At 69.3% G+C, this 21,783-nt stretch carries 24 protein-coding genes; 11 read left to right on the plus strand and 13 right to left on the minus strand.

The window, feature by feature from the left end:
• The first annotated feature begins 364 nt into the window (after positions 1-364).
• Positions 365-1,222 (plus strand): helix-turn-helix transcriptional regulator, encoded by an 858-nt coding sequence (locus tag AB0O76_RS19135; RefSeq protein ID WP_266865492.1) that lies wholly within the window; start codon positions 365-367, stop codon positions 1,220-1,222.
• A 241-nt stretch (positions 1,223-1,463) separates the two neighbouring features.
• Complete coding sequence (locus tag AB0O76_RS19140) at positions 1,464-1,673, plus strand: DUF397 domain-containing protein (protein ID WP_365492232.1); 210 nt, start codon at positions 1,464-1,466, stop codon at positions 1,671-1,673.
• Positions 1,674-1,768: 95 nt separating this feature from the next.
• On the opposite strand, the gene AB0O76_RS19145 is transcribed toward AB0O76_RS19140, so the two are convergent.
• Complete coding sequence (locus AB0O76_RS19145) at positions 1,769-2,626, minus strand: hypothetical protein (RefSeq protein WP_365492235.1); 858 nt, start codon at positions 2,624-2,626, stop codon at positions 1,769-1,771.
• A 90-nt stretch (positions 2,627-2,716) separates the two neighbouring features.
• On the opposite strand from AB0O76_RS19145, the gene AB0O76_RS19150 reads away from it, so the two are divergent.
• Complete coding sequence (locus AB0O76_RS19150) at positions 2,717-3,508, plus strand: SDR family oxidoreductase (protein WP_365492238.1); 792 nt, start codon at positions 2,717-2,719, stop codon at positions 3,506-3,508.
• Between the two features lie 300 nt (positions 3,509-3,808).
• Positions 3,809-5,389, plus strand: coding sequence for a sodium:solute symporter family protein (locus AB0O76_RS19155; RefSeq protein WP_365492241.1), 1,581 nt, complete (start codon positions 3,809-3,811; stop codon positions 5,387-5,389).
• 51 nt (positions 5,390-5,440) lie between these two features.
• Here the strand turns inward: AB0O76_RS19155 and AB0O76_RS19160 are convergent, their stop codons facing one another.
• Positions 5,441-6,556 carry an ADP-ribosylglycohydrolase family protein gene (locus tag AB0O76_RS19160; RefSeq protein ID WP_365492244.1) on the minus strand — a complete coding sequence of 372 codons (1,116 nt, stop codon included), beginning with the start codon at positions 6,554-6,556 and terminating at the stop codon, positions 5,441-5,443.
• A 195-nt stretch (positions 6,557-6,751) separates the two neighbouring features.
• Positions 6,752-6,904, minus strand: a complete 153-nt coding sequence (locus AB0O76_RS19165; protein WP_365492247.1) for a hypothetical protein — start codon at positions 6,902-6,904, stop codon at positions 6,752-6,754.
• Between the two features lie 152 nt (positions 6,905-7,056).
• On the opposite strand from AB0O76_RS19165, the gene AB0O76_RS19170 reads away from it, so the two are divergent.
• Positions 7,057-8,466: a VCBS repeat-containing protein gene (locus AB0O76_RS19170; RefSeq protein WP_365492250.1), complete on the plus strand. Its 1,410-nt coding sequence runs from the start codon at positions 7,057-7,059 to the stop codon at positions 8,464-8,466.
• A 15-nt stretch (positions 8,467-8,481) separates the two neighbouring features.
• On the opposite strand, the gene AB0O76_RS19175 is transcribed toward AB0O76_RS19170, so the two are convergent.
• Both AB0O76_RS19175 and AB0O76_RS19180 read right to left on the minus strand, forming a co-directional pair.
• Entirely contained in the window at positions 8,482-11,088 is a 2,607-nt protein-coding gene (locus AB0O76_RS19175; RefSeq protein WP_365492253.1) for a bifunctional FO biosynthesis protein CofGH, read from the minus strand.
• A 43-nt stretch (positions 11,089-11,131) separates the two neighbouring features.
• Positions 11,132-12,019, minus strand: coding sequence for an LLM class F420-dependent oxidoreductase (locus AB0O76_RS19180; protein WP_365492256.1), 888 nt, complete (start codon positions 12,017-12,019; stop codon positions 11,132-11,134).
• 222 nt (positions 12,020-12,241) lie between these two features.
• Between AB0O76_RS19180 and AB0O76_RS19185 the strand changes: the two genes are divergently transcribed.
• The gene (locus AB0O76_RS19185; protein WP_365492259.1) at positions 12,242-12,496 is read left to right on the plus strand and encodes a hypothetical protein; all 255 of its coding nucleotides are present in this window, start codon (positions 12,242-12,244) and stop codon (positions 12,494-12,496) included.
• A 145-nt stretch (positions 12,497-12,641) separates the two neighbouring features.
• Here AB0O76_RS19185 and AB0O76_RS19190 read toward each other — a convergent pair whose 3' ends face one another.
• Genes AB0O76_RS19190 through AB0O76_RS19200 form a run of 3 tightly spaced genes read right to left on the minus strand, consistent with a single transcriptional unit; the run spans position 12,642 to position 14,648 of the window.
• Entirely contained in the window at positions 12,642-13,133 is a 492-nt protein-coding gene (locus tag AB0O76_RS19190; protein ID WP_365492262.1) for a hypothetical protein, read from the minus strand.
• Positions 13,130-13,591, minus strand: coding sequence for a hypothetical protein (locus tag AB0O76_RS19195; protein ID WP_365492265.1), 462 nt, complete (start codon positions 13,589-13,591; stop codon positions 13,130-13,132). Before AB0O76_RS19195 ends, AB0O76_RS19190 begins: the two co-directional genes overlap by 4 nt.
• Positions 13,563-14,648 carry a hypothetical protein gene (locus AB0O76_RS19200; protein WP_365492268.1) on the minus strand — a complete coding sequence of 362 codons (1,086 nt, stop codon included), beginning with the start codon at positions 14,646-14,648 and terminating at the stop codon, positions 13,563-13,565. Before AB0O76_RS19200 ends, AB0O76_RS19195 begins: the two co-directional genes overlap by 29 nt.
• 47 nt (positions 14,649-14,695) lie before the next feature.
• Here AB0O76_RS19200 and AB0O76_RS19205 point away from each other — a divergent pair, with 47 nt between their 5' ends.
• Positions 14,696-14,887: a hypothetical protein gene (locus AB0O76_RS19205; protein WP_365492270.1), complete on the plus strand. Its 192-nt coding sequence runs from the start codon at positions 14,696-14,698 to the stop codon at positions 14,885-14,887.
• Between the two features lie 218 nt (positions 14,888-15,105).
• On the opposite strand, the gene AB0O76_RS19210 is transcribed toward AB0O76_RS19205, so the two are convergent.
• The 4 genes from AB0O76_RS19210 to AB0O76_RS19225 all read right to left on the minus strand — a co-directional run bounded on the left by AB0O76_RS19210 (position 15,106) and on the right by AB0O76_RS19225 (position 17,450).
• The gene (locus AB0O76_RS19210; protein ID WP_365492273.1) at positions 15,106-15,363 is read right to left on the minus strand and encodes a hypothetical protein; all 258 of its coding nucleotides are present in this window, start codon (positions 15,361-15,363) and stop codon (positions 15,106-15,108) included.
• On the minus strand, positions 15,360-15,707 hold the full coding sequence (locus tag AB0O76_RS19215) for a hypothetical protein (protein ID WP_365492276.1): 348 nt from the start codon (positions 15,705-15,707) through the stop codon (positions 15,360-15,362). The genes AB0O76_RS19210 and AB0O76_RS19215 overlap by 4 nt, the downstream gene beginning before the upstream one ends.
• 88 nt (positions 15,708-15,795) lie before the next feature.
• On the minus strand, positions 15,796-16,737 hold the full coding sequence (locus AB0O76_RS19220; protein ID WP_365492279.1) for a helix-turn-helix domain-containing protein: 942 nt from the start codon (positions 16,735-16,737) through the stop codon (positions 15,796-15,798).
• A 242-nt stretch (positions 16,738-16,979) separates the two neighbouring features.
• The gene (locus tag AB0O76_RS19225; RefSeq protein WP_365492282.1) at positions 16,980-17,450 is read right to left on the minus strand and encodes an ATP-binding protein; all 471 of its coding nucleotides are present in this window, start codon (positions 17,448-17,450) and stop codon (positions 16,980-16,982) included.
• A 170-nt stretch (positions 17,451-17,620) separates the two neighbouring features.
• On the opposite strand from AB0O76_RS19225, the gene AB0O76_RS19230 reads away from it, so the two are divergent.
• Together AB0O76_RS19230 and AB0O76_RS19235 are read left to right on the plus strand one after the other, a co-directional pair.
• Positions 17,621-18,505: a helix-turn-helix transcriptional regulator gene (locus AB0O76_RS19230; RefSeq protein ID WP_365492284.1), complete on the plus strand. Its 885-nt coding sequence runs from the start codon at positions 17,621-17,623 to the stop codon at positions 18,503-18,505.
• The gene (locus tag AB0O76_RS19235) at positions 18,502-18,711 is read left to right on the plus strand and encodes a DUF397 domain-containing protein (protein ID WP_365492287.1); all 210 of its coding nucleotides are present in this window, start codon (positions 18,502-18,504) and stop codon (positions 18,709-18,711) included. Before AB0O76_RS19230 ends, AB0O76_RS19235 begins: the two co-directional genes overlap by 4 nt.
• Before the next feature lie 62 nt (positions 18,712-18,773).
• On the opposite strand, the gene AB0O76_RS19240 is transcribed toward AB0O76_RS19235, so the two are convergent.
• Complete coding sequence (locus AB0O76_RS19240) at positions 18,774-19,451, minus strand: hypothetical protein (protein WP_365492290.1); 678 nt, start codon at positions 19,449-19,451, stop codon at positions 18,774-18,776.
• A 133-nt stretch (positions 19,452-19,584) separates the two neighbouring features.
• On the opposite strand from AB0O76_RS19240, the gene AB0O76_RS19245 reads away from it, so the two are divergent.
• Both AB0O76_RS19245 and AB0O76_RS19250 read left to right on the plus strand, forming a co-directional pair.
• Positions 19,585-20,001 (plus strand): ankyrin repeat domain-containing protein, encoded by a 417-nt coding sequence (locus AB0O76_RS19245; RefSeq protein WP_365492293.1) that lies wholly within the window; start codon positions 19,585-19,587, stop codon positions 19,999-20,001.
• 144 nt (positions 20,002-20,145) lie between these two features.
• A complete protein-coding gene (locus AB0O76_RS19250; protein WP_365492296.1) occupies positions 20,146-21,684 on the plus strand; it encodes a CehA/McbA family metallohydrolase in 1,539 nt (512 codons plus the stop codon).
• The last annotated feature ends 99 nt before the right edge of the window (positions 21,685-21,783 follow it).

A 21,783-nucleotide genomic window follows, 5' to 3' on the forward strand; every position in this document is an offset into this window, starting at 1 on the left:
TACCGCTCCGCATCAAGAAAGCGCACCGCTCAAGCACGACCCAGCACCGCAACAGCCACGCCGCACCGCAGTCCCCCAGACCCGGTTCGGGAGCCGCTGGGCCGCGCGGGGCACCGGAACCGGACCGTCCGGACGACGACACCGGTTCCACCGCCCCGTGCGGCCGCACATCAGCACCAGGAACACCAGGCGCCGAGCAGTTCGGGCCGCACCCCTCACATCAGTCCTCACAACAGGGCTCACATCAGGGCCCGCACCCGTCCGCACATCGGCTGTTTCCCAGCGGTGCGCGGCGCGTTGGTGGCACTCTGCTCAACAGCAGATACGCAAAGTAGAGGCATGTTGTAGTCGGAGGTGCACGTCCGTGGCGTCCAATGTCAATCCCACCGTCAGGCGACGCCGGTTGGGCCAGGAGCTTCGCCGGCTCCGCGAGCTCAAGGGCATGACGGCAGAGGAGGTCGCCGAGCGCCTGCTGGTCTCGCAGTCGAAGATCAGCCGCCTCGAGAACGGCCGCCGCTCCATCAGTCAGCGCGACGTACGCGATCTGTGCGGTGTGTACGAGGTCGAGGACCACCGCATCGTCGACTCGCTCATGCAAATGGCCAAGGACTCCCGCCAGCAGGGCTGGTGGCACTCCTTCGGCGACATCCCGTACAGCGTCTACATCGGCCTTGAGACGGACGCGGCCTCGTTGCGCGTCTACGATCCCCAGGTCGTCCCCGGACTGCTGCAGACCCGCGCGTACGCCGAGGCGCTGATCACCGGCGCGCTGCCGGAGACCACGCCGACGGACATCGAGAAGCGCGTCCAGGTCCGCGTCCGCCGCCAGGAACGTATCTCCGCGCCGGAGAATCCTTTGCGCTTGTGGACCGTCCTCGACGAGTCCGCGCTGCGCCGCGTCGTCGGCTCCAAGCATCTGATGCGCGACCAGCTGGAGCATCTCGTGGAGCAGTCACAACTGCCGCACGTGACCGTCCAGGTGATCCCCTTCGACATGGGCGCGCACCCCGGTCTCAACGGTCAGTACGCGATTCTCGAGTTCCCGGACGCGGCGGACTCCAGCGTCGTCTACATCGAAGGCGTCACGAGCGATCTCTATCTGGAGAAGGCCAACGACGTCCAGCAGTACAGCGTCATGTACGAGCATCTGCGGGCACAGGCCCTGAATGTGGATCATTCACGCCAACTCATCGCGGACATCGCGAAGGAGTACGCGCGCTGATCGGCCATCTGAGCCATCTGATCGGCCATCTGATCGCCCCTCGCGGGGAAGGCGCCGCACGGTACACCTTTCCCGCATCGGGGCGGAAGACCCCACTGGAATATGCCATCCGGTTGAGTGAACGGTCCCTTCACGCACCGATGTTGGCGAGTAGCGTCATTCACGCCAACAAGCAGCAACTGCTGGCACAACCGCTCACAGCGGTGACCGCAACTCAACAACTGGGCGAACCGGAGTAACCATGGCAATTCAACAGGGCGCTACGAATACGTGGGTCAAGTCCTCGTATTCCACGGGAAACGGCGCATGCGTGGAGGTCAAATCGCCTCTTTCCACGGCGATTTCGGTCCGGGATTCGAAGGTCACCGAGGGCCCCGTCCTCGCCTTCCCCACCGAATCGTGGAGCGCGTTCGTCTCCGAGGTGAGCCGCGAGGCGTCTCCCTTCAGCTAATACGCGCCATCGAGATCAACAACCACATACGCACCACCGATTGAGCCCTCTCGACTGGCCCGCCGTCCCGGCCGAGGGGGCTCGGCTTCTTTCCGCTAACGCAGCTCATCCACATACTTGTCCGTTCCCGGCACCGTGGGAATGAACGGCGCCACCAGTTCCACCCGCCCGAGGCCCGATTCTGCCACCGCGTCCGCGCGCCCCGCGAAGTGCTCCTGCCAGCACTCCCGCGGATCGGCCTGCAGGAACCAGAGCAGGGTCAGCCGTGTGTCGACGCCCTCGACCTGCTTCACGTACGTCATCCGGTCCCCCGGCAGCGGAGTCGGCCGGAAGATCGTCACCATCGCGGCAGGAGACCCGGAGAGCGCGCGCGGCAACTGCTTGGCCCGCAGCCACTCCAGCAACTCCGCTCGCTGCTCCCCCGATTCGGCGTCGATGACTTCGAGCACGAGCCCTTGATACGGGTGGTCGAGCGCGTGGAAGTCGCGCGGCCCGGCGGCGCCGTCCCGGTAGACCGTCGCCTCGTGGTCCTGGAACGCCGTGAACACATGCGTACGGTCCTGGTAGACCCGGCCGTCGCGGTTGAGCCGCTTGTTGATGCCGACGGTCCACTTCATGTGGTCGTCGTAGCGGCCTTCTGTGACCCAGTACGTGGAGAGGTAGCAGCCCGCCGTCACCGGCTGGGCGACCGCCGACTTCTCGGGGTGGCGCAGGAGTTGCAGCTCGCGCGGCGCGACCCAGCGGCGGCCCGCGTACATCCAGGGCATCGCCATCGCGCCGGCGTAGTAGTGGTCGTCCTCGTACCAGCGGTTGTACGCGTACTCATGGCCCGGATGCGGTTCGACCATGGTGATCAGGGCGTGCCCCGGGCGCACGCCGTACGGCCCGACGGCGGCCAGTTCCGCGTACGTGTCGCCCGTATCGCCCGTACCGCTGCGAGTGTCCTCGCCCATGCCTCTCCCCTGCCTTCCTCTTCCTTCCTCCGATGGACGCCCATACTCTGACGCCCCGTCAGCAAAACTGCCATAGCCGGGAGGCGCCCCATGCCGTCGTCGCTCCTCGAAGGAAAGACCGTCGTCGTCTCGGGGGTCGGCGCCGGGCTCGGCCATCAGGTGGCGGCCGCCGTGGTGCGCGACGGCGGCCGCGCCGTCCTCGGGGCGCGCACGGAGGCGAACCTCGCCAAGTCGGCCGCGGAGATCGACCCGGAGGGCGAGCACACCGCGTACCGCGCGACCGACATCACCGACGAGTCCCAGTGCGAGGCCCTGGCGCAGCTCGCCCGGGAACGCTTCGGCGGGATCGACGCGGTGGTCCATGTCGCCGCCTGGGACAGCTACTTCGGGGGTCTGGCGGACGCCGACTTCACGACCTGGCAGCAGGTGATCGACGTGAACCTGCTCGGCACCCTGCGGATGACCCGGGCCTGCCTGCCCGCACTCAAGGAGCGGGGCGGCTCCGTCGTCTTCATCGGTACGCAGTCGGCCGTCGCCGCGCCCTCGCAGGTCCGCCAGGCGGCGTACGCGGCGTCGAAGGGGGCGCTGACGTCGGCGATGTACTCGCTCGCGCACGAGGTCGGCCCGCACCGTGTACGGGTCAACACCGTTCTCCCCGGCTGGATGTGGGGCCCGCCGGTCGAGGCGTACGTCCAGTTCACCGCGCACACCGAGGGCGTGCCGGAGGATGAGGTGCGGGGCCGGCTCGCGGCCCGGATGGCACTGCCGGAGCTGGCCACGGACGGGGACGTGGCGGACGCGGCGGTGTTCCTCGCCTCGGACAGGGCGCGGGCCATCACGGGGCAGTCGCTCCTGGTGAACGCGGGGGAGCTGATGCGGTAGCCGCGGCTCGGAGGAACATGGCGGAACTCTCCACGGCCGTACGGGATTTGCTTCCCGTGCGGCCTTTCTCGTGCCCCGGCACGGGTCGCGCCCCCTCTCCACTCCGATCAAGAATGTGAACGAAGGTCAGCAAACAGAACGATTTTACTTGCTCTTGACCTCACGGGCGGTTGTCCGCGCCCCACGGCCGAACTCACGATGAGCGGGCACTTCAAGGCCGCCCACGTCCGTATGTCACGAAACTGGCGAAGTGCACGGCATTTCTGCGCAGTTCACAAGGCGGACCCCTGGAGGGGGCACATGAACAGTCTCGACTGGGCCGTGCTCATCGGCTACTTCGGCGTGATGGTCGCGATCGGCATCTGGTCCCACAAGCGGGTGGACAACGTCAGCGACTTCTTCACCGCGGGCGGCAAGATGCCCTGGTGGCTCTCGGGCATCTCGCACCACATGTCCGGCTACAGCGCGGTGATGTTCACCGGGTACGCGGGCATCGCGTACACCTACGGCGTGACGTCCTTCGTCACCTGGTCCTTCCCGATCGCGCTCGGCATCGCGATCGGCGCCAGGCTCTTCGCGCCGCGCATCAACCGGCTGCGCTCGCGGCTGCACGTGGCATCGCCGCTCGAATACCTGAAGAACCGCTACAACCTTCCCACCCAGCAGGCGCTCGCCTGGTCCGGCATGCTCCTCAAGATCGTCGATGTGGGCGCGAAGTGGGCAGCGATCGCGACGCTGCTCTCCGTCTTCACCGGCGTCTCGCTCAACCAGGGCATCCTGATCACCGGCGCGATCACGGCGGTCTACTGCACGATCGGCGGCCTGTGGGCCGACGCGCTCACCGAGTTGGGGCAGTTCATCATCCAACTCTTCGCAGGTATAGCGATGTTCGTGGCCGTCGTCCTCGAACTGGGCGACCATGGCGGCTTCTTCGGCGTCTGGGACGAGCCGGAACTCGCGGGCCATGGAAAGCCGCTGGTGGGGCCGTACGGTACGGTCTTCCTTCTCGCCTTCCTGTTCATCAAGCTCTTCGAGTACAACGGCGGCATGCTGAACCAGGCGCAGCGCTACATGGCGACCTCGGGGCCGAAGGAGGCCGCGCGCTCGGCCCGCCTTTCGGCGGCGCTGTGGCTGGTGTGGCCGGTGGTCCTGTTCTTCCCCATGTGGATGTCGCCCCTGCTGGTGGACGCGAAGAACCCGGACGGCTCGGACGCGTACGGCCTGATGACCGAACAACTGCTTCCGCACGGCCTGTTGGGCCTCGTCATCGTCGGCTTCTTCTCGCACACGATGGCCATGTGCTCGTCCGACGCGAACGCGATCGCCGCGGTCTTCACGCGGGACGTGGCGCCGGTCCTGTCCAAGAAGGCCAGGCAGTGGAACGAGCGCTCGGGCCTGATCGCGGCGCGCCTGACGACGGTGATCTTCCTGGGCCTGTCCATGGCGGTGGCCACGCAGGTCAACTCGCCCACGTTCAAGGACATCATCACGGTCGTCATCAAGTGGGTGGCAGGACTCATGGGTCCGATCGCGATCCCGATGATGCTGGGTCTGCTGCGTCCGTTCCGCAGGTCGGGCCCGACGGCGGCGCTGACCAGCTGGTCGCTGGGGCTGTTGGCCTTCTGGCTGGTCAACTACCCCATCAACTGGAGCGTGGAGGGCGGGGTCCCCCTGGAGTACCAGGTCTCGATACCGCTGGCGGTATCGCTCTTCCTCTACATCCTGATCGGCTACGTGAAGCCGGAGGACACCCCGGAGCGGGACGCGATCATCGAGCGCGTGAATACGGATGATGATGGCTCCGCCGGTTCAGCGGTTGTTCCGGCGGCGGCGGAAGCGGGGGATGACGTGGTGGGCACCCCGCAGCGTCCCGCACCGTAAATCACCGGCTCCGCCGAGTTCGTCCTCAAACGCCGGACGGGCTGAATATTTCTACCGCGGGTACCGCGCAAGCCACCCCGGCGAAGAAACCGCCGGCCCGTGCAAGGCCGGACCCTGCGTCATCTCCATGGCGAAATCGTCCGCCAGCTCAAGAATCGTGGGGCGGCCCTCCAGGTCGGAGAGCCAGCCGGGCGGGAGTGCGGTCTCCCCGTGCAGGGCGCCGAGGAGGGCCCCGCACAGCGCCCCGGCGGCGGCCGACGCGCCCCCGTGGTTCACGGCGAGGCGCAGGCCGTGGCGGATGTCCTCGCCCACCAGGGCGCAGTACACGGCGGCGCCGAGCACCCCTTCCGCGGAGCCGTCCCCCAGCAGCTCCTCCACTCGGGAGGCAGCCGGCATGCCCTGCCGCACGGCACCCAGAGCGTGCTTCAACGCATCGGCGACGGGCTGATGCCCGGGCCTTGCGGCGAGCAGCGCCAGCGTCCGTTGGATGGCCCCGTCAAGGGACTCTCCCCGGGCGAGCCCGTGCACGAGCACGGTGTGCGCGCCGGCGGCGAGATAGGCGGAAGGGTGCCCGTGGGTCTGCACGGCGCACTCCACGGCGAGCTGAAGGACCAGTTGCGGCTCCCAGCCCACGAGCAGCCCGATGGGAGCGGATCTGGTGACGGCCTCCGCGCCCCGCTCTTCAGGGTTCTTCGGAAGTTCCAGCGTCCCCATGGTCTCGTCCCCGAGCCCGACCAGGCAGGCCTTGGCGGGCGACCGCCGCGAGTAGAGCCACTCCTCGCGGGCGAGCCAGCCGTCCTCCTTGCGCCGCTCGTCGGGTCCCCAGTCGCTCTGGGTGGCGGCCCACCGCCGGTAGGCGCGGTGCAGATCGGTCGGCGGATGCCAGGCCCCGGTGTCGCGCCGCACCTGGGCGCGTATGAGTCCGTCGACGGTGAAGAGGGTGAGCTGGGTGGCGGCGGTGACCGCGCCGCGCCTGCCGTGCGCGGGGGCGGGTTCGGTCAGCCCTTCCGTGCCGTGGGTCTCACGTATCGCGGCGAGACTCAGCTCGTCGACGGGCGCGCCGAGCGCGTCACCGAGGGCGGCCCCAAGCAGTGTGCCGCGCACCCGGCTGCGGAAGTCCTGCTGCTCGGCGCGGCCCCAGACTCCAGTGGCTGCTGCGGTGCTCACGGCACCTCCTCCCCTGCTCTCCCTGTCGCTCCCCCGTGCACTTCTGCGCAGCACTGTAATCGACCAGGAACGGTCGGTTCAGGGGCGATGCGATATCTGAAGAGTCACCCTTCAGATCACTTTTGACCGGCGTTCACCAGGCCTTTTCATATTCACCAGGCCTTTTCACCTCGGGGAAGAAATCGCCCGCGGGAATCAGCTGCGCGGCAGCGCCTCCGCGTACCGCACCCGCACGGCGTCCCGGGCCGCGGCGACCCGCGCGACGCGGGGCGCGAGCCGCGCGCGGTCGGCCCCCGGCGCGTGGAGGAGTTCCGTCAGGAACTCGGCGTCGCCGTCTGCCCTGCGCACAGTCTTCCACCGCCCGTTCGCGCGCGGGCCGAAACCGCCGCCCCGCACGGTCACCAACACCCGGCGCCGTAAAGGTGAACCTGCGATGTACAACCATCCCGCCAAGGCGCTGGTCTCGCTTACGTCACAGTAGTTTCCCCGCAGGAGGATCAGTGCGCCGTTCTCTCATAGCCGCCGTCGCGGTCACCGCCCTCGCGACGCCGTTCGCCATCGCGGCGACCACCGGCACCGCCGCGGCCGCCCCCGTACCGCACCGCATCCCGGTGACCGACTTCAACAAGGACGGGTACGCCGACCTCGCCGTCTCCGCGGGCCGCGGCACCGTCGACGGCAAGACCGGCGCCGGCTACATATCGATCGTGTACGGCTCGGCGGCCGGTGCCGACACCACGCACGCCAAGGAGACGATCAGCCGCGCCACGGCCGGCGTGCCGGGCGACCCCGAGCAGGGCGCGGGCTTCGGCCTGCGGACGACCGCACGTGACCTCGACGGCGACGGTTACACCGACCTCGTCGTGAACGACGAGCCCGCCGACGTCGTGATCTGGGGTTCCGCGAACGGCCTCGGCGCGATCACGGCACTCCCCGGCGATTCCGCGTTCGACCTGAAGGCTGGCGACTTCAACGGCGACGGCAAGGCCGACCTCGTCGCCAACGGCAGATCCGGCCTGGAGACCCGCTTCGGCCCGTTCACCCGCGACGGGAAGCCCGCCTCCACCAAGCTCCTGGAGATCGGCGAGGACGACGGCCCGGCCGACATCATCGTCGGCGACATGACGGGCGACGGCGCGGACGACCTCGTCACCAGCCACTCCTTCGAGGAGATGCAGCACTCCTCGAAGCTGTGGAAGGGCGGCAAGGACGGCTTCACGGGCGCCACAACGCCCACCGGCAAGTACACCGTCGACGGCGTCATCGCCGACGTGGACAAGGACGGGTACGGCGACCTGGTGGCCCGCGAGGTGGACCACGTCTCCGAGATGCAGGAGTACGACGCGGGCGCGGTCCGGGTCGTCTACGGGGCCGCCTCCGGTCTCTCCGACCGCACCAAGCGGATCACCCAGGACACCGCGGGCGTCCCCGGCGTGGGCGAGCAGGGCGACGAGGACCTGGGCGACAAGGGCGACCAGTTCGGCTACTCCCTCTCCGCCGGCGACGTCACCGGCGACGGCTACCCGGACATCGCCGTCGGCGTGCCCGGCGAGGACATCGACTCCGCGGGCGACACGGGCGCCGTCGTCCTCCTCAAGGGCAGCGCGACCGGCCTGACCGGCACCGGCGCCCAGGCCTTCAACCAGACCACCGCGGGCGTCCCCGGCGTCTCGGAGGGCGACGACGCCTTCGGCTCCGCCGTCCTGCTCGCGGACGTGAACAACAACAACCGCGCCGACCTGACCGTGGGCGCGCCCACCGAGGACGGCACCGTCAAGGACTCGGGCGCGGCCTGGGTCCTTCGCGGCTCCCAGAACGGGCTGACGACGACCAACATCACGTCGTTCAGCCCGTCCTCGCTGGGCACCGCGCAGGACGGCGCCCAGTTCGGCGGACAGCTCGCCCAGTGATCCCCTAGCTGGACCTCAGTCAAGGACGGGAAGCAGCTCCGGGAGGTGGCCGTCCGACGCGGCGGCCGCCTCCTGCCGCTCCTGCGGCACCTCTCCGTACAGCGTCGTGCGCGGCTTGGCCGGGCGTCCCGCCTCCTCCGCGATCGCGACCAGGTCCTTGACCGAGCGGTACGAGCCGTAACTGGAGCCCGCCATCCGGGAGATGGTCTCCTCCATCAGCGTGCCGCCCAGGTCGTTCGCGCCCGAGCGCAGCATCTCCGCCGCGCCCTCCGTGCCCAGCTTCACCCAGCTGGTCTGGATGTTCGGGATGTGCGGGTGGAGCAGGAGCCTCGCCATCGCGATCACCGCGCGGTTGTCGCGTCTTGTCGGTCCTGGGCGCGCGATGCCCGCCAGATACACGGGCGCGTTCGTGTGGATGAAGGGGAGCGTGACGAACTCCGTGAAGCCACCGGTCTCTTGCTGGATGGCTGCCAGCGTGCGGAAGTGCCCGAGCCAGTGCCTCGGCTGGTCCACATGCCCGTACATCATCGTGGACGAGGAGCGGATGCCCAGCTCGTGGGCCGTCTTGACCACCTCGATCCACGTCGCCGTCGGCAGCTTGCCCTTCGTCAGGACCCAGCGCACCTCGTCGTCGAGGATCTCGGCGGCCGTGCCGGGGATCGAGTCCAGGCCCGCCTCCTTGGCTGCGGTGAGCCAGTCACGTATCGAAAGGCCCGTCCGCGTCGCGCCGTTGACGACCTCCATCGGCGAGAAGGCGTGCACATGCATGCCCGGCACGCGCTCCTTCACGGCCCGCGCGATGTCGAAGTACGCCGTACCGGGCAGGTCCGGGTGGATGCCGCCCTGCATGCACACCTCGGTGGCGCCGACCTCCCAGGCCTGCTGGGCACGGTCGGCGACCTGGTCAAGGGAGAGCGTGTACGCGTCCGCGTCGGTCCTGCGCTGGGCGAAGGCGCAGAAACGGCAGCCCGTGTAGCAGACGTTCGTGAAGTTGATGTTCCGGGTGACGATGTACGTCACGTCGTCGCCGACCATCGTCTTGCGTACGTCGTCCGCGATGCCGCACAGCGCGTCGAGCGCGGGCCCGTCCGCGTGCAGCAGGGTCAGCGCCTGTGCGTCCGTCAGGCGCGTCGGGTCGTCGGCGGCCGTCTTCAGAGCGGCCCGCACATCGCCGTCGATGCGGGACGGGACCATGCCGGGCGCGGCCTGCTCGCGCAGCGCGTCCCAGTCGCCGTACACCTCGTCGAAGTCGTCACGCCGGTCGGACGTGCGCCCCGTCGTGTCGATGGTGCGGTGCAGGTCGGTGCGGCCGGATGAGGCCACGTATCCCTCATCGGGTTCCTGCCAGGGGTGGCCCTCAACGACCGCGTCCGGACGCGCCAGACCCGTCTCCGGGTCGGCGAGCGCCCGCACGTGCGGAAGCAGCCGCGGGTCGAGCCACGGCTCACCCCGCTGCACGAACTCCGGGTAGACACACAGCCGTTCCTCCAGGCGGAAGCCCGCCGCAGCCGACTGCTCGGCGAGCTCGTCCAGCTGCGGCCAGGGCTTCTCGGGGTTCACATGGTCGATCGTGACCGGGGAGACCCCGCCCCAGTCGTCGATGCCCGCGCCGATCAGGCGCCCGTACTCCCCGTCGACCAGATTCGGCGGGGCCTGGATACAGCCCGCCGGGCCCATGATGTGCCGGGCCACGGCGACCGTCGCGACCAGGTCGTCCATCTCGGCGTCCGGCATGCCGCGCATCGCCGTGTCCGGCTTGGCGCGGAAGTTCTGGATGATCAGTTCCTGGATGCCGTGGTACGAGCGCGACACGCGCCGCAGCGCGAACAGCGAATCCGCGCGCTCCTCGTACGTCTCCCCGATCCCGATGAGCAGCCCGCTCGTGAACGGCACGGACGACCGGCCCGCGTCCTCCAACACCCGAAGGCGCACGGCCGGTTCCTTGTCGGGCGAGCCGTAGTGCGGCATGCCGGGCTCGGACCAGAGGCGGGTGGCGGTCGTCTCAAGCATCATCCCCATGCTGGGCGCGACGGGCTTGAGCCGCTGGAAGTCCGTCCAGGTCATGACACCGGGGTTGAGGTGCGGCAGCAGACCCGTCTCCTCCAGGATGCGGATCGAGATGGCACGGACGTACGCGATCGTGTCGTCGTACCCCTCCGCCTCCAGCCACTCCTTCGCTTCGGGCCAGCGGTCCTCGGGCTTGTCGCCGAGGGTGATCAGGGCTTCCTTGCAGCCCAGTTCGGCACCGCGCCGCGCGATGTCCAGGACCTCGTCCGGAGACATGAACATCCCGTGGCCCGCGCGCCGCAGCTTGCCGGGGACGGTCGCGAACGTGCAGTAGTGACACTTGTCCCGGCACAGGCGAGTCAGCGGGATGAAGACGCTCTTCGAGTACGTGATGACGCCGGGCCGCCCGGCCGCCGCGAGCCCCGCGTCACGCACCCGCGCGGCGGACGCGGCGAGGTCCTTGAGGTCGTCGCCGCGCGCCTGGAGCAGCACGGCGGCTTCCGCGATGTCGAGCGCGACGCCGTCCCTGGCCCGCTTGAGGGCGCGGCGCATGGCGTTGGCGGTGGGTCGGGCCGGCTCCTGAGGTGCTTGGTCCTGCGACGCGCTGTTGGTCATGACTCCGAGCATACGAGCGGGCGCCGACAGAAACAGCTACAGGTCAGTGCTGGTTACCAATGGCCGGTGTGAGGTGCACGTATCGCTGGAATCCGTCGAGGACCTCCAGTACGTCGGCCTCCCCGCGGGCGGGCAGCTGCACGATGACCTCGTCGATGCCGAGGTCGGCGTAGTGGGCGAGCTTGCCCTCGGTGGGCTCGACCGCCGAGAGGGCGACGTACAGGTCACCGGGCGGGCGGCCCGCGTCCGCCCAGGCCTGCCGGAGCGCCGGGAGCGAATCGCGCAGACCCGCGCCGCCGATGGGCAGCCAGCCGTCGGCGTACTCCGCGATGTGCGCGAAGAGCTTGGGGCCGGCGGCGCCGCCGATGAGGGTGCGGGGGCCGTGCAGGAGCTGCCCGTTCTTCCCGGCGCGGGGGGCGAGTTGCGGCTTCGGGTGGACCTCGCTGGCGCGTACGCTCGCGAACTCGCCCTCGTACGTGGTGGGTTGATCCGCCCAAAGGGCCCGCATGACCGCCATCCGGTCCCGCACGAGCGCGCGCCGGGTGGGCCAGTGAACTCCGTGGTCGGCGGCCTCCTCACGGTTCCAGCCATAGCCGATGCCGAGGGTGAAACGGCCGCCGGAGAGATGGTCGAGGGTGGCGATCTGTTTGGCGAGGTCGATGGGGTCGTGCTGCCCGACGAGCGTGATGTTCGTGCCGAGGGAGAGGGACCGGGTGACGGCGGCGGCCTGCGCGAGGGCGACGAAGGGGTTGAGCATGCGGGCACATTCGGGCGGGAGTTCACCGCCGGGGTAGGGGGTTTCGCGGGCGACGGGGATGTGGGAGTGCTCGGGGAGATAGAGCCCGGCGAAGCCCCGCTGCTCCAGGCCGCGGGCCAGGGCGGTGGGGCTGATCGTCTGGTCGGTGAGATAGATCGTGGCGGCAACTCGCATGGGTGGGCTCCAGTTGGGTGGGGGGGGACCGGCTACTCGGGCATGTTTGTGACTCGGGAACGTCTCTTACTGGGTTGCGCCGATGACTCGGGTACGACCGTCACTCGGGCACGTTCGATACCCGGTCACATGCGTTATCCGGTCAGAGGCGCAACCCGGTCAAGCACCGGTCACGCGCGTACCCCAGTCACGTGAGTCACATGCGAAAGCTCCGAGGTGCCGATGGAGCAGTCGTCCCCACCTGTCACGATCACGCAGACCCACGTGGAGGTTCTGGAGGCCGGAGCCAAGGATCTTCGAGAACGCCTCGGAAGGGAGACCGGGGCGATCCTGCACGGGTTCGTCACAAAGCTGCACACGGAGGACCGGGACAACAGGGAAGCGACGATTTCCGGAAGCTTCCTGCACGAGGACGTCGGGCGGTCCCGCCGCGTCCGGGTGCAACTGCGCCCCGAGGACATCGATCCGGCGACCTAGGCTTGGCGCGACAGGCTTGAGGTCGCAGTGACCGGGGATGTGGAGTCGCGCGGCACCGGGATGCGGATGCGCGGGGTGACGGCGTTCGTGGTGCGCCCGGAGTGAGCGTGTTCCCCGGCGGGGTTCGCTCAGTGGACGCTGCCGATCAACGTTCACGTCGGATGAGAGAGTCGTAGGCACCGAACTGGGGGAAGGGTTCCCAGTTGCTGGCCATGTCGATGTTTCGGCGGCTCTCACTGGAGACTTCGTCTCCGACCTCGATCTCCTGAACAGCGATCCCGTCCGGCGTGAAGTCGTACGACTCCATACGCCAGGCGTCGGCATAACCGCCCCGCTCCTCGGAATCCCCGTAGTCGTAGATCCTGACCGTCTTCAAGAAGAGAGCACCGTTCATCACCGCGAAGCTGTAGCGCAATTCATCGCGTCCGAGCTTGTCCATGAAGATGACGGCCGTGAACCCGGTCTCCAGGCGGACCTCGACGCGGAGTTCAGGCGATGCGTTGCCGTCGGCGAACAGGACGGCGGTGTACAGGTCCCCTGAAGTGTGGCGCGCGTGCGCCTGCTCCGGCGTCAGAGGGTCCATGGCCTCCTCAGAGAGGTTGTTCCACTCCTCGCAGTAGGTCCAGTAGCTGGTCACTTGGCTGAGCCCTTCGGGAGCTTCGGGAATTCAGATCGCGCCTTGCGCGACACGATCTCTTTACCCGGGCGGTACGAGTCCAGCCGCTTGCCGTTTTCGAGGGTGATCTCGTTCTGGGGGTAGCGGTGCCAGTTGTCCCGGTTGAACTGGTCACCCTTCCTCCAGCGGTCTCGCAGCCACGGTGGGGCCCCGCTCCCCTTTCCGCTGCCGCTGGATTGTGATGGCGTACTGCCGCCGCCACCGCTGCTCTGGCTCCCCTGCACCATGAGTACGACCCCGGACACTCCCAGGGCGCTGACCTCGGCGGCTCCCAGTGATCCCGCCGCGCCTGCGGCCACTCCGCCGCCGGCCAAGGCAAGACCGGCGGGCGGGAAGAGCATGAGGAGCCCGAAGAGCGCGAGGATGGTGAAGGCGATCCCCAAATACAGCTCAAGGTCCTCCAGAAATGCCAGGAGCATCGCTGCCGGGCCGGTGGCGTCCCCGTCCAACGGCTCGCCCTGGCGATAGTGGACGAACAGCAGCAGCCCCCCGGTCAGGATCGACCCCGCCGCCGCCCACACGCGCAGCCGTATCAGCGCGACGATCTCGGCCAGCGGTTGCTGCCTCGCCTTGCGCCAGGCGCGCAGCAGGAGCACCAGCTGCAGCACCGTCCAGGCCAGGGCCGCGATGCCGAACCACAGCAGGATCCGAGGACCGTTGCCGTCGGTGAACCACTCCTGGAGACCCTTCGTGGACGTGAACGAGCCCCACCCCGAGGAAGAGCAACGACGGCGTCATCAGGATCAGCGGGATGACCACCAGCGGCCAGCGGCGGCGCCAAGGCCGCTGACGGCGAGCCGACTTGAGCAGGCTGCGCACCCGGGCCGTCTCCCAGGCGCCTTGGTGGTTGGAGGCGTTCATCCGCGCCGCGGTGTTCGCGACGGCGGCGTGCAGGCTCTCCAGGCGGTCAGGGGGAACGCGTCCGGCGGCGTAGCAGAGGGACCTGCGCATGCGGGCGAAGCGCAGCGCGATCAGCAGACTCCAGGGCACACGCCAGGCCGCGAACCCGCCCAGCGCGGCCAGACCGGTGCGGCCCTCACGTTCGGCCTCCAGCAGGATGGCGGGCATGGCGCCGCGGCCCCGGCGTATCGCCGCGTAGTCCAGGCCCATGGCGAGCACCAGGCAGACCAAGCGTGCCCAATCCAGGACGGCGTCGGGAAACTTGAACAGAGTCTTGGCCCACCCGGCGCCGCCCGAACCGCCGCCGGTGTAATTGAACAGCGCGTGGTGCCCGACCGCGTACATCAGCGGCAGCACGCCCAGCAGCAGCAGCCAGCCCCGGGCCCGCAACAGCAGCGCCGCCCCCAGCCCGTCGACGGCTCCCCAGACCAGGTGCAGATTGATGCCCAGGCTCGTCTCCGTGAAGCTGAAGTCCAGAGTGCCCAACGAGTTCGGCAGCCAAGTGCTCAGCACGGTCGACCAGTCGGGGATGTAGGGGGAGCCCTTGCCGATGCTGCCGATCCCGCCCGACAGCATCCAGCCCCCACCGCCCGGCAGCGGAAACGCCCGCTGGGCGTCAGCAAGTGCGAGAGCAGAACCTCCAGGAGGCCGAGCCCGGCGCCGGTCGCCGCGCCCAGGATGACGAAGTCGGCGTAACCCAGCTGGGAGCGGATCTTCAGGTTCACCCCGGCGAGTACCAGCGGCGCGATCTGCGCGAGTTCCTCGACCACCGGGACAAGGGTGCAGGAGCCGCTCCCCATTGCCTCGGTCAGTGACTGGTGAGTTTCAAGGACCGCACCGGTGACGCCAGCAAAGCCAATTGCAACACACCGTATATTGCAGCGGCCGCCATAATGAGCGTCACGCGCAAACCCCCGAGAGCCGACAACCAAAATCAAGCCTCAGGAGGCTAACAGCAAGCCTTGCTGCCGCGAATGGTTGCAGTATTGAATGCGCCGTTTCCAGGCATGCGGGAGATTTATCGCATCAGGATTCAGAAGCTCAGGTGCGTCATTTGTACAACGTAGACGCATTCGCTGCGTACGACAATCTGGTACCGGAACATCCCGCCAGGGACGGTAATGTCGCCGCCCTTCGGGTCGACGTCTTCGTAACTGCGGCCGTGTACGTAGAGTGCCTCGGCCGCCCTGACCAATTCCTCGGCTTTGCGCTCGACCTCGGCGAGAAAGGCCGGTGGCGCGGTGCGGGCCGCTTCTTCCGCTGCGAAGGCGTACTCCCAGCTCCAGCTCAAGTCCGTACTGCCTTCATGGCCTCGTCCAGTACGGCGCTCAGCTCGCGCAGTGCCTCATGGGCGACGGCCGCGTCCTCATGCTCCAGATCCCGACCGGCGCGGGCGTACCGCGCGGACAGGTCGGGGCGGCGGGCGATCTCGATGTCCCGGGCCCAGGTAAGCACCCAGCTCTGCACCGGGCTGAGGGACTGCCACTCGACGGCCTTGGCGAAGGCCTCGTCCTTGGTCCGCTGCATCTCCGGCAGGCGAGCGGGGGCGACGACGGCGAGGGCGGCGCGCAGAGCCTCCGGGGTGTGCTCGGGGCGAGGAACCAGCTCGTGTCCGTGGTCGGCCTGCGTGCTCATGGTTTCCTCCCGGGAGTGCCCTGGCCAGGTTAGTCGGCCGGGGCTCGCGGGGTGATGAGACGCGAACATTGTTGAGTGTTTCCTCTGGTCAACAGGCATATGAAGAGATGCGGCAGTCGTGGCAGTGGCCTGGTTCGGGAGCACGGAAGGCACGGTCGCAGGTGTCGCAGTTCTGGAGGGGGTGTCGGGGAGACGGCGGGCCGTGGAGCGGGGGCGGGGGCGGGGGTGGGAGGAGAGCTGTTAGGCGGTGGGCGAGGAGGGCGGCGGGGCGGCGAGGCCCTTCGGGTGGTAGCTCGTGGGTGAGGGCGTGGCGTACGGCGGTGAGATCGACCTCGCGTTCCAGCCAGGCTGCGACGCCGGGGGCGAGGTGGGCGGTGTCGCGGGTGGAGAGGAGGAGGCGGGGGTCGTGGTGGCGGAGGTCGGCGAGGAGCTCGGTGGCTTGGTGAAGGAGCGTGGGGGCTGAGCAGGTGGGGTGCGGTACGGCGGGGAGGGGGCGGGGCTGTTTGCGGGGTGGTGGGTGTGGGGCCGGGTGCTGCTCGCTGGTCTCGGGCGGTCGGGTCTGCGCCGCAGTGGGGGCGTGCGTGTGCCGTGGGGTGGCGTGCGGTTGGTTGCAGGAGATCGTGCGGGTGACGATGCGGCCGGCGGGGGTGCGTTCGCGTTCGCGGCGCAGGTAGCCGTGGGCTTCCAGTTCGCGCAGGGCGGCGGCGATACGGGTCGTGCCCTCGGGGAAGCGGGCGGCGAGCGTCTTGATGTCGGCGCGGGCTCCGGCGGGCAGCGACTGGATGTGGCAGCCGATACCGATCGCCAGGAGGGAGAGCTCCGGGTGCTGGGTGAGGTGGTTGCCGATCACCGTGAAGCGGGCGGTGTGGCGGGTGTTGTCGTGCGCGATGCCGCCGGAGGGGCGGGTGGCGGTGGGGCGTCGACGTGCCGCGGGGCCGCTGAGGGGGCGCCGGGTCGCTCGTGCGTGGGATTGACTGCCGCCAACGGCGGACTGGGCGCGCGGGGGCGCGCTAGGGTTTTGGGTGTCCATCGGGAAGCTCTCTTCTTCCTCGGTGGTCAGGCCCTCGCCTTGGGATTGCACTCCCGGCGGGGGCCGTCGCATGTCTGCGGTTGTTTTGCCTGTTGGGGCTGAGAGTAAGGGAGTTGGGGGCCCGGAAATCCAGCTGAGCCAGGGATGTTCACTCGCGTGAGTGAGCGGGGGTGCGAGGCTGGACGCGGGGTGCGCGGAGGCCTCGGGCGCGTGGGGTTGGGTTTGGAGGGGTCCTTGCTCCCTCACGTCTTTTGGGGGAAGGCGCCCGTGGCACCGGAGCGCAAGGGGACGGGTTCCGGTGGCGTGAGGCTCAGCTCGGCCCACACCGTCTTGCGGGGGAAGCGGTCCTCGGTCACTCCCCAGCGGTGTGCCAGTGCTTCTACGAGCAGCAGACCGCGCCCCGACTCGGCCTCGGGGGATGGCAGTTGGGGTGTCGGGAGCCGTTCGGGGCGGGTGTCGGTGACCTCGATGCGGAGGGTGTCGGGGGCGGCGTAGAGCGCGAGCCGGAAGTCACGTCCGGGGACGCGGCCGTGGGCGGCGGCGTTGGCGGACAGCTCCGCGACGATCTGGCGGGCGGGGTCCAGCGGCAGCCCCCAGGAGCGGAGTTGCTCGGTCGCGAGGAGGCGCGCGAGGCGGGCTCCGCGGGGCGTGGGGGAGAGCTGGACGCTGAAGTGGCGTGTGGTGCGGGGGAGTTCGGCGGCTTCTTGGTTCACGTGACTCAGCGTGGTCTTCGGCTTCTACGCTGCCCAGTGACATGTCGGTTGCGTACGGTGACTGTCCAGGTTTTGTCCAGGGCTGTACAGGCTGTCCAGGCCGACGTACGGGTACGGGCGTTGACGGTACGTGGCGGGGAGTTCGGCGAGGCGGCGGGAGGCGTGGGCGGATGGAACGGGTGACGGTTTCGGATACGGCGACGGTGAGTGAGCGGGAGGCGGAGGAGCCGGGGTGGGAGGTCGACCCGGACGATGAACAGGGCGCGGCGATCGTTGCCTTCGTGGGGCGGCAGTTGAGGGCGCGGCGGGAGGCAGCCGGGATGCGGGTGGCCGAGTTCGCGGCGGACATGGGATACGGGGAGGGGATCGTCTACAAGGTCGAGTCGGGGAAGCGGATTCCTCGGCCGGAGTACCTGGAGAAGGCGGATGAGGTGTTGGGGGCGGGGGGTTGCGTCGCGGCGATGAGGGACGACGTGGCGGAGGCGCGGTACCCGAAGAGGGTTCGGGATCTGGCGCGGATGGAGGCCAGGGCCGTTGATGTGCAGTGGTACGGCGCGCATGACATCCATGGCCTGTTGCAGACCGAGGGATACATGCGGGCGCTGTTTGGGATGCGGCAGCCTGCATACGAGGAAGCGCAGATCGAGGGAGCCGTCGCGGGTCGGCTGGCCCGGCAGGCGATTTTCGACAGGCGCCCGTCCCCTGCTCTCAGTTTCGTACTGGAAGAGGTGGCGTTGCGGCGCCCGCTCGGAGGCAGAATGGTTCTGTGTCGACAGCTCGAACGCTTGCTGGAAATCGGGCAGTTGCGCGCTGTCTCGCTTCAGGTCATGCCGACCGACAGGGAAGAGCATGCCGGAGTGGACGGGAGTACCGAGATGCTGAAGTTCCGTGATGGCTCGGCGGTGGGGCGCTCGCCAGGGGTCGCCGCAGGGCGGCCGGTGGACGATCCGAAGCAGCTCCGGGTCCTGGAACTGAGGTATGGCATGATCCGGGCCCAAGCTCTCACCCCGAGAGAGTCGCTGGCCTTCATCGAGCAACTGCTGGGAGAAACATGAACCGCAAGGTCTCCGCTGGGGGCGGCGCCGAACTGGAATGGCGCAAGAGCAGCTACAGCAGCAACGGCAGTGAAGCCGACTGCGTCGAGGTCGCCCATACCCCTGGCGCGATCTACGTCCGAGACTCCAAGAACACGCAGGGCCCTCGGTTCGCCGTGGGTGGTACAGCGTGGACGGACTTCGTCGCGTACGCCTCCGGGAACTGACCCTCAACTGACCGTGCCCCGCACCTGGTTGTAGCCAGGGCGGGGCGCAGGCTTGTCCGGGGTCAGAACAGTGCGTCGGGTGCCGGGAACAGACCGTCGTCGAGACCGCCGTCCGTCGCCGCCGCGCCGCTGCTCAGCCGCCTCCTGGCTGCGTAGGACTTGACCTTCTCCTTGCGGGCTGCGGCCCGGCGTTTCTTGGCTTCAGCAGTGTGCAGGCCCTTCTTCCCCGGCCCTGTTCCCGTTCCCGTTCCCGTCCGCCGCCGGTAATACGCCACCGTCACCGCGATCAGCAGCGGAGCCCACGCGAGGAGCGGGAGGTAGCAGGCGACGAGGATCGCCTCCTGGACCGGGTTGTCCGTGGCCCCCGAGCCCAGGCCCGCGAAATGGGCGTAGAACGACCAGGCCATGAGCCCCAGCAACCCCGCCGCCCCCAGCGACGCCGGAATCACCGCCGCCATCGTTCGCACCCGGCGGCCGCCGAGCAGCGGCACCCACGCCGGTACGACCTCGCCCCACCCCCGCACCAGGCCGAGGGTCAGCAGGGCCAGGCACTCCGAGACGACGCTGAGCCCCAGCACGTACACCGTCGCCCACCCGCCGGGGAACGGATCCTTGGCCACCGGGAGCCCCGCGGCCAGCGCGACCCGCCACAGGCCGGACGGCAGCGTGACCAGCGGCACGGCATGGGCGGCGAGTGCGGCCCACCGGGGCACGTCGGGCAGTGCGCTCAGCTTCATCATGCGGCCCATGCTGGCGACGCGGGCACGCCCCCCACATCGGCGTACGGGCCGACTCCGCACCCGGCGCCTCCGCCGCGCGGGGGAGCCGAAAATCAGACGCCCCGAACCGACCCGCCGACCTAACCTGACCCCCATGAACAGAAGGCGCCGCAAGAAGCTGACGAAACGCCTGGTCCTGGCCGCGCTCCTCGGCCTCCCCGGCGAGGTGGAGACGCTGCTGCGGGCCGGCGCCGACCCCCGCACCCCCGACCCCGACGGCACGACACCCCTCTACATCGCCTCCGTCCAGGGCAACGCCCCCATCGTCCGCGCGCTCCTCGCGGCAGGCGCCGACCCCGACGCGGAGAGCGGCCACGGCGACCAGGGCACGCCTCTGTGCGGGGCCGCCTGCTGGGGATACACCGATGCCGTCCGCGAACTCCTCGCCCACGGCGCCGACCCCAACCTCCGCGAGGACCACGGGAAGGGGAACACCCCGCTGTACTGGGCGCTGCACGGCTCCCACGACGAAACGGCGGCCGCGCTGCGGGAGGCGGGCGCGAGCGCCTGAGCCAACGGCCGTCAACGGCCGTCAACGGCAGCCACCACGCGCCACCACCCGTAAGTCTGTCAATTGCCTTCCCTTGCCGGGAAGTTCACGGCTGAATACCAGGGTTGCCCTGCAGTCTCATCCGACACCCTGGGGAGCCGACACATGTGCGAGGACGAACTCCACCGCAACAGACCTCTCGACACGCCCCTGAACCGGCGTGGACTCCTCGTGACGGGAGCCGCCGCCGCGCTTACGTTGAACAGTGTGAGCTTCGCGAGCGCCGCAGGGCGTGCATCCGGAAGTGACGACGAGACCAAGGTGGTGCGCGGCACGCTGCCCACCGGGTCGCCCGACTTCATGTATCTGCCGGTCGAAGTCCCGGACGGCGTACGGGAGATCCACGTCGCGTACAAGTACGAGAAGGCGACGGTCCCGGCGGGCACCCAGAACAACGCGCTCGACATCGGCGTCTTCGACCAGCGCGGCACCGCGCTCGGCGGCAAGGGCTTCCGCGGCTGGTCGGGCGGCGCACGCACGGAGTTCTTCATCCGTGCCGACGACGCGACCCCCGGCTACATCCCAGGACCGGTCAAGGCCGGCACCTGGAGCATCGCGCTCGGCCCCTACACCGTCGCCCCCCAGGGCCTCCCGTACGAGGTGACGATCACGCTCAAGTACGGGGAGCCCGGCAAGACGCCGAAGCCCGTCTACCCGCCGGACCGCGCGAAGGGCCGTGGCCGCGCCTGGTACCGCGGCGACTGCCACCTCCATTCCTGGTACTCCGACGGCAGGCGCACCCCGGCCGAGATCGCGGCACTCGCGCGCGCCGCGGGCCTCGACTTCATCAACACCTCCGAGCACAACACGCACTCGGCGCACGCCCATTGGGCAGACCAGGCGGGCAACGATCTCCTCATCATGCTGGGCGAAGAGGTGACGACCCGCAACGGCCACGTGGTCGCCCTCGGCACGGACCCCGGCACGTTCGTCGACTGGCGCTACCGCGCCCGCGACAACCGCTTCGGCACGTACGCGCGCGAGATCCGCCACGCGGGCGGCCTGGTCGTCCCCGCCCACCCGCACGCCACCTGCGTGGGCTGCAACTGGAAGTTCGGCTTCGGCGAGGCGGACGCGGTGGAGGTGTGGAACGGCGCGTACACCCCGGACGACGAGGTCTCCCTGGCCGACTGGGACAGCACCCTCGTCGCGTCGGTGCGCGGCCGCAAGCCGTGGCTCCCCGCGATGGGCAACAGCGACGCCCACCGCGACCCCGACCCGGTCGGCACCCCGCAGACGGTCGTCCTCGCCGACGACCTGACCCGCGAGGCGATCCAGGCAGGCATCCGCGCGGGCCACAGCTACATCGCCGAGTCCAAGAACGTATCCCTGAAGTTCACGGCGACGGGCGGCAAGGGCAGCCAGGCAGGCATCGGCGAACGCCTCCCCGTCGACCGCGACGCCCCGGTCACGATCCGCGTCGACGTGACGGGCACCCCTGCCTGCACCATCCGCTTCGTGACGGACCAAGGCGTCCTCTTCACATCCCCGCCCCTCCCCGAATCCGGCACGGGCACCGCCCAGTGGCAGACGACAGCGTCGTACGCGGCATACGTACGCGCGGAGGTCCGCCACGCACCCGTGGTGCCGGGCCTGCCGGGCCCACTGGCGGCGTTCACCAACCCGATCTTCCTGGGCCGCTGAGCGCTCCGCGGGAAGGGGCGCCTCCCAGGGCGGCGTGAAGGGGTCTCCTCCCCCCTCATCAAGGGGTCTCCTCCCCCCTCATAGAGTCGGGGAGCCCCC

The organism is Streptomyces sp. NPDC086554 (genome assembly GCF_040686095.1).
Taxonomy (GTDB): domain Bacteria; phylum Actinomycetota; class Actinomycetes; order Streptomycetales; family Streptomycetaceae; genus Streptomyces.